The organism is Paenarthrobacter sp. NPDC056912 (assembly GCF_042786555.1).
Taxonomy (GTDB): Bacteria; Actinomycetota; Actinomycetes; order Actinomycetales; family Micrococcaceae; genus Arthrobacter.
This window is the reverse complement of record NZ_JBHUCD010000027.1, coordinates 64049-70408: the sequence shown is the minus strand read 5'-3', so window position 1 is coordinate 70408 and position 6360 is coordinate 64049. Positions and strand designations below refer to the sequence as shown.

The window sequence follows — 6360 nt, the reverse complement described above, 5'->3', positions numbered from 1 at the left end:
GCGCTGCTGCTCCCGGACGCACCGATCGTGGCCTGGTGGCCGCACGGCGCCCCGGAAAACGCCTGCGAAACCTCCATCGGCCGGATCGCGCACCGTCGGATCACGGACTCCGCCAACGAACCGGACCCCCGACGCGCCCTGGAGAACATCCGCGCCACGTACAAAGCCGGCGACACCGACCTCGCCTGGACCCGCCTGACCAACTGGCGCATGCAACTCGCCGCGGTCTTCGACCAGGTGGACGGTGACCCCGTGTCAGCCGTTGCCGTTGAAGGTGCCTCTGACTCCCCCAGTACGTTGCTGTTGGCTGCCTGGTTGAGCTTGGCGCTCCAGGCGCCGGTCACGATCGTTGCCGATCCTGCCGGTACCGGCATCCGCCGTGTCCGCCTCACCAGGGCCAGTGGCGACGTCCAGCTCTTCCGCCCCGGCCTCTCTGTGGCTGAGCTGACACAGCCGGGCCAGCCCGCACAGCGGATCACGCTTCCCCGCCGGAGCCTGAAGGATTGCCTCGCTGAAGAACTGCGACGCCTCGATCCGGACGAAGTTTTCGGAGAAGTGATTACGATGGGACTGCCACTTACCAGCCAGAGGAGAGTCCAGACCAGTGCACGCTGAGCCAAGAGTAAGTATCCATCCCGATTCCAAGGTGCTGATGGCGGCCATTGCGGCCCGCCTGATTACCAAACTTGTGGATGTCCAGGACAAGCACGGCGAGGCTACGGTGGTCCTCACAGGCGGTACCGTCGGCATTGGAACGCTCAAGGCGGTGGCGGACTCGGCCGCGGCTCCCGCAGTCGACTGGTCGAAGGTCAACTTCTGGTGGGGCGACGAGCGTTTCGTCGCTTCAGACAGCGAGGACCGGAACACGCACCAGGCGCACCAAGCACTGCTCTCGCGTTTGCCGGTGGACCCCGCCCGCGTCCACCAGCCAGGATCCACTGACGACTTCTCCACTGCTGACGAAGCGGCCGCAGATTACGCGGCCGAACTCAAAGCAGCGGCCGAAGCCGAGCATGCTGCGGACATGTCTGATGCGCGAGCCGACCAGCCTGGCACCCTGCCGCGCTTCGACATCCTGCTCCTGGGCGTTGGCCCTGATGCCCACGTAGCCTCGCTCTTCCCGGAGCAAGCCGGTATCCGGGAGAAGGACCGCACTGTAGTAGGCGTCGAGAACTCCCCCAAGCCGCCTTCGGCGCGGATTTCCTTGACGCTGCCGGCCATCAACACCGCCCAGGAAATCTGGATGGTTGTTGCGGGCGAGGACAAGGCCGGAGCCGTTGGCTTGGCGCTGGCAGGGGCCAACCCTGTCCAGGTTCCTGCAGCTGGGCCCGTCGGCCGTGCGAGAACCTTGTGGCTTATCGACGAGAACGCTGCCTCACGTGTCCCCCAACAGCTGGTCCGGAAGGATCCCGCGGGCGCGTAGACGCTCCAACGCTCCAGCTAAGACGACTTCGGCGTCTTGGCTGGAGCGTCTTTCTTTAACGTAATCCAGGTGGGATTTGAAGATCTCGTCTTCAGGCCTTGATGAGGTGGTGTTGCCAGGATCCCTGGAGGCTGGGTTGCCGCACTTGGGGCAGTCCCACGTCTTGGGAATCTGTTCATCCGGCAATTTAAGAAAAACAAGCCGCGTCTCGTGCCCCTTGGCGCACCAATAGGGAACACGAATCCGCGGCAGTTGTTCTCCGGCGCCGTGGTCGCTTTGATTTCTGGGAGCGGATCCTTGTGTTACACCTACGCGTGTGCCCCGATATCCAGGCGTGCCATGAACCATTTTCGAACCCCTAGCGACTCGGTGGTCGGCCTTGACGGCCCGTAGGCTTTGCAGCCGACACGCTCAGTCTATGCGAGGGGCTCGACGACGGCACTAGGGATATGGGCCGATCCGCCCGCAAAAAAGGAAGGCTCCCACAAGGGAGCCTTCCTTTTCTTGACTGCTAGGAGTCGCCGCCTGAGGTGAACCGCATGATCAGGCCCAGCCCGATGATAACGACACCCCAGGTAATTCCGAGAATGATGGTGAAGCGGTTGAGGTTACGCTCTGCGACACCGGACGAACTCAATCCGGAACTCATTCCGCCACCGAACATGTCGGACAATCCGCCGCCACGTCCCTTGTGCAGGAGGATGAGCAGCGTCAGCAAAAGGCTGGTGATGCCCAGCAGGATCTGCAAAATGACTTGAAGAACGTCCACGACGGCCTTTCGAAGAAGCGGAAAACGGGAGCCGGACTAGTCCGTGACGAGGTGGCTCTCGAACCTGACAATGTTAGCAAACTCAGCGGGGTCCAGGCTGGCGCCACCCACAAGCAGGCCGTCGACATCATTTTCGGCCATGATGGCGGCAGCGTTGTTTGCCTTGACCGAGCCGCCATAGAGGAGACGGGTCTTGGCAGCGACGGTCTCTTCGAAAAGTTCCGAGAGTTCAGCGCGGATGGCCGCACACAGTTCCTGAGCGTCCTCCGGACCGGCAACTTCACCGGTTCCGATGGCCCAAACGGGCTCGTATGCGACGACAAGTTCGGCTACCTGCTCGGCAGTGAGGCCCTCAACGCCGGCACGCAGCTGGGCCAGCGTGTGTTCAACGTGGGTACCGGCCTGACGGATTTCAAGTCCTTCGCCGACACATAGGACGGGCGTGACACCGTGGCGGAAGCCTGCCTTGACCTTGGCGTTCAGGACCTCGTCTGATTCGTTATGGATGGTCCGGCGCTCACTGTGGCCCACCAGGACGTACGAGCAGCCGAGCTTGTTGAGGAACTGCCCTGAGATGTCGCCGGTGTAGGCGCCGGAGTCAAACTGGGACAGGTCCTGGCCACCGTAGACAACGTCCAAGTCATCGCCCTGGACAAGCGTCTGCACGCCGCGTAGGTCGGTAAACGGAGGGAACACTGCGACTTCCACACGGCTGTAGTCGTGCTTGGCGTCGGACAGTGTCCAGGCGAGCTTCTGCAGCAAGGTGATGCCCTGGACGTGGTCCATGTTCATCTTCCAGTTGCCTGCGATGAAGGGCTTGCGGACGAAATTGCCGTTGGCAGAGGTAGTCACATGAACTCCAAAGGATGCGTTTGTAGTGTGGAACGGCCGGCAGGACGCAGTTGCGTCCCGCCGGCCGGTTTGGTGCTTAGCGGTCCAGGACGCTCAGACCAGGGAGTTCCTTGCCTTCAAGGTATTCCAAGCTGGCGCCGCCACCGGTGGAGATGTGGCCGAACTGTGAATCCTCGAAGCCGAGGGTTCGAACGGCAGCGGCGGAGTCGCCACCACCAACCACCGTGAATGCGGAAGTTTCCGTGAGTGCCTGCGCGATGGCACGGGTGCCAGCGGCAAAGGCTTCGAACTCGAAGACACCCATAGGACCGTTCCAGAAGACAGTCTTGGCCCCCGCGATCTGTGCCGCGAACGCAGCTGCTGATTCAGGGCCAATGTCCAAGCCAATGCCGGAGGCACCAAAGGCGCTGTCCTCAATAGCATCGGCCTTGACGACCTCGTGGTCCGCGTCCGCTGAGAAGCGGCTGGCCACAACGACGTCAGTGGGGATCACGAACGTCGTTCCGGCGTCTGCGGCACGCTTGAGGTAGTCCTGGACCACGGGGATCTGATCTTCCTCGAGCAGGCTGCCCGCGACCTTGTGGCCATCGGCTGCCAGGAAGGTGAACAACATCCCGCCACCTACGAGGATGGTGTCAGCCTTGCCCAGAAGGTTGTCGATCACTGCGAGCTTGTCCGAGACCTTTGAGCCGCCCAGAACCACGACGTAGGGACGCTGTGTGTCCGCGGTGAGCTTCCGGAGAACTTCGACTTCTGTGTGCACGAGGTCGCCGAGGTACGACGGGAGCCGCGTGGCGACGTCGTAGACACTGGCGTGCTTACGGTGGACGGCACCAAAAGCATCGTCCACGAACGCGCCGTTTTCGCCCGTCAGGGCCACCAGCTCGTCAGCGAAGGCGCCGCGCTCGGCGTCGTCCTTGCTGGTTTCCCGGGCATCGAAGCGGACGTTCTCCAAGACGAGTACTTCGCCGTCCTGCAGGGCTGCTGAGAGCGACTTGGCTGAGGCCCCGACCGTGTCTTCGGCCAGCTCAACCTTGAAGTCGGCGAGCTCCGCGAGGCGGGCCGCTGCGGGCTTCAGCGAGTACTTGTCTTCAGGGGCGCCCTTGGGGCGTCCCAAGTGGGCGGTTACGAGCACACGGGCACCGGCGTCCGAGAGCTTCTTGAGGACCGGAAGTGAGGCCTTGATGCGGCCGTCGTCGGTCACTGTAGAGCCGTCGAGCGGCACATTCAGGTCACTTCTGACCAGAATGTACCGCCCGCGGACACCTTCAGCGATGAGTTCGTTGAGGGTGTGAGATGTCATGTGTCTACCCTAGCCCAGCTTGGATGCGACGAGCTCCGTGAGGTCCACGAGGCGGTTGGAGTAACCCCACTCGTTGTCGTACCACGAGACAACCTTGACCTGGTTGCCAATGACCTTGGTGAGGCCGGAGTCGAAGATGGAAGATGCCGGGTCGCCGACGATGTCCGAAGAGACAATGGGAGCGTCCGTGTAGGTCAGGATGCCGGCGAACTGCTCGCTCTCGGCAGCAGCCTTGAGCACGGCGTTGACTTCCTCGACCGTGACTTCGCGGGAAACGGTGACGGTGAGGTCGGTTGCGGAACCGGTGGGGACGGGTACGCGGATGGCGTAGCCGTCCAGCTTGCCCTTGAGTTCCGGCAGAACCAGGCCGATGGCCTTGGCGGCACCGGTGGAGGTGGGAACCATGTTGATGGCAGCGGCGCGTGCGCGGCGGAGGTCGCCGTGCGGGCCATCCTGCAGGTTCTGGTCCGCTGTGTAAGCGTGAATCGTGGTCATGAGGCCACGCTCAATACCGAAAGCATCGTTGACGACCTTGGCCAGCGGGCCGAGGCAGTTGGTGGTGCAGGATGCGTTGGAAATGATGTGGTGTGCAGCCGGATCATAGAGCTCGTGGTTGACGCCCATGACGATGGTGATGTCTTCGTCGCTGGCCGGTGCCGAGATGAGAACCTTCTTGGCGCCCGCATCAATGTGCTTCTGCGCGGCTGCAGCCTTGGTGAAGAAACCGGTGGACTCAATAACGATGTCGACGCCAAGCTCGCCCCAGGGGAGGTTTGCCGGATCACGTTCGGCGAGGACCGTGATGGACTTGCCGTCAACTACCAGGTTTCCATCGACAACTTCCACGGACTGGGCGAGGCGGCCACCGACGGAGTCGTACTTCAGGAGGTGGGCGAGGGTCTCGGGGCTGGTGAGGTCGTTGACTGCAACGATCTCAAGGTCTGCGCCCTGGGCCAGTGCTGCGCGGAAGTAGTTACGGCCGATGCGGCCGAAGCCGTTGATACCAATACGGGTGGTCACTATGTGTCAATCTCCTTGGTGCTCTTGCAAGCACGCCTAGTGAGTCGGATCAAGAGTTCCAACTAACAGACCCCGCACGTCATTGGGCAGAGGTGATTATCAGATCGGAGGGCGACCAGCCACGTTGCTGAAGGCTAAACCGCCTTCCGTGATCCATCTTACGTTTAACTAAGCCTGCCCCCGCAACTGCGGAGGCAGGCTTTCCAGCATTTGGTCCCAATTCACTCAAAAAGTGACTTTTGTTACATTCGCGTGAATCGGAGTTCACCAACTACAGAACGATGAGGCCTGTGGCATTGGCGCGTGCGGCTTCGAAGCGCTTGGCGACGTCTGCCCAGTTCACGATGTTCCAGAATGCCTTGACGTAATCAGCCTTGACATTGACGTAGTCCAGGTAGAAAGCGTGCTCCCACATGTCCAGCATCAGCAGCGGGGTGGTGCCCACTGCAACGTTGCCCTGCTGATCGTAGAGCTGTTCGATCAGCAGGTTGCCGCCGATAGGCTCGTAAGCCAGGAAGGCCCACCCGGAGCCCTGCAGGGCCAAGGCAGCGGCGCTGAACTGTGCGCGGAATGCATCGAACGAGCCGAAGGCGTCGTCGATGGCAGCTGCGAGTTCGCCTTCGGGCTTGTCGCCGCCGTCAGGGGAAATGTTGTTCCAGAAGACGGAGTGGTTGATGTGTCCGCCGGTGTGGAACGCGAGATCCTTGGAGAGACGGTTGATGTTGGCGAAGTCACCCTTGTCGCGGGCTTCGGCGAGCTGCGCGAGGGCGTTGTTGGCGCCTGCCACATAGGCAGCGTGGTGCTTGCTGTGGTGCAGCTCCATGATCTTTGCCGAAATGTGCGGCTCAAGTGCTGCGTAGTCGTAGCCGAGCTCGGGCAGAACGTACTCTGTCACGAAATCCTCCAATGTAGTGGACCAAAGTCCGGTTTGGTAACTCTCGTTGTGTTCATCCGGCCGGCGGACCTGCCGGAAATCCTTGGGAAGAAGCCCTG

8 protein-coding genes are annotated in these 6360 nt (G+C 61.8%); 2 read left to right on the top strand and 6 right to left on the bottom strand.

Features of this window, described 5'->3' with window-relative positions; all coding sequences use genetic code 11:
- Both ACFRJ9_RS22100 and pgl read left to right on the top strand, forming a co-directional pair.
- A partial coding sequence (locus ACFRJ9_RS22100) for a glucose-6-phosphate dehydrogenase assembly protein OpcA (protein ID WP_377672561.1) occupies nucleotides 1–615 on the top strand: 615 nt, incomplete at its 5' end.
- Nucleotides 605–1423 carry a 6-phosphogluconolactonase gene (pgl, locus tag ACFRJ9_RS22095; RefSeq protein WP_377672558.1) on the top strand — a complete coding sequence of 273 codons (819 nt, stop codon included), beginning with the start codon at nucleotides 605–607 and terminating at the stop codon, nucleotides 1421–1423. The genes ACFRJ9_RS22100 and pgl, both read left to right, overlap by 11 nt.
- On the opposite strand, the gene ACFRJ9_RS22090 is transcribed toward pgl, so the two are convergent.
- The 6 genes from ACFRJ9_RS22090 to ACFRJ9_RS22065 all read right to left on the bottom strand — a co-directional run bounded on the left by ACFRJ9_RS22090 (nucleotide 1376) and on the right by ACFRJ9_RS22065 (nucleotide 6262).
- The gene (locus ACFRJ9_RS22090; RefSeq protein ID WP_377672556.1) at nucleotides 1376–1771 is read right to left on the bottom strand and encodes an RNA polymerase-binding protein RbpA; all 396 of its coding nucleotides are present in this window, start codon (nucleotides 1769–1771) and stop codon (nucleotides 1376–1378) included. The genes pgl and ACFRJ9_RS22090 overlap by 48 nt on opposite strands.
- Nucleotides 1772–1934: 163 nt before the next feature.
- Entirely contained in the window at nucleotides 1935–2192 is a 258-nt protein-coding gene (secG, locus tag ACFRJ9_RS22085; protein WP_017198454.1) for a preprotein translocase subunit SecG, read from the bottom strand.
- Nucleotides 2193–2228: 36 nt separating this feature from the next.
- Nucleotides 2229–3044, bottom strand: coding sequence for a triose-phosphate isomerase (tpiA, locus tag ACFRJ9_RS22080; RefSeq protein ID WP_377672553.1), 816 nt, complete (start codon nucleotides 3042–3044; stop codon nucleotides 2229–2231).
- 76 nt (nucleotides 3045–3120) lie between these two features.
- On the bottom strand, nucleotides 3121–4347 hold the full coding sequence (locus tag ACFRJ9_RS22075) for a phosphoglycerate kinase (RefSeq protein ID WP_377672550.1): 1227 nt from the start codon (nucleotides 4345–4347) through the stop codon (nucleotides 3121–3123).
- A gap of 9 nt (nucleotides 4348–4356) precedes the next feature.
- On the bottom strand, nucleotides 4357–5367 hold the full coding sequence (gene gap / locus ACFRJ9_RS22070; protein WP_377672547.1) for a type I glyceraldehyde-3-phosphate dehydrogenase: 1011 nt from the start codon (nucleotides 5365–5367) through the stop codon (nucleotides 4357–4359).
- Nucleotides 5368–5638: 271 nt separating this feature from the next.
- Nucleotides 5639–6262: a superoxide dismutase gene (locus tag ACFRJ9_RS22065; protein ID WP_377672545.1), complete on the bottom strand. Its 624-nt coding sequence runs from the start codon at nucleotides 6260–6262 to the stop codon at nucleotides 5639–5641.
- Nucleotides 6263–6360: the final 98 nt, after the last annotated feature.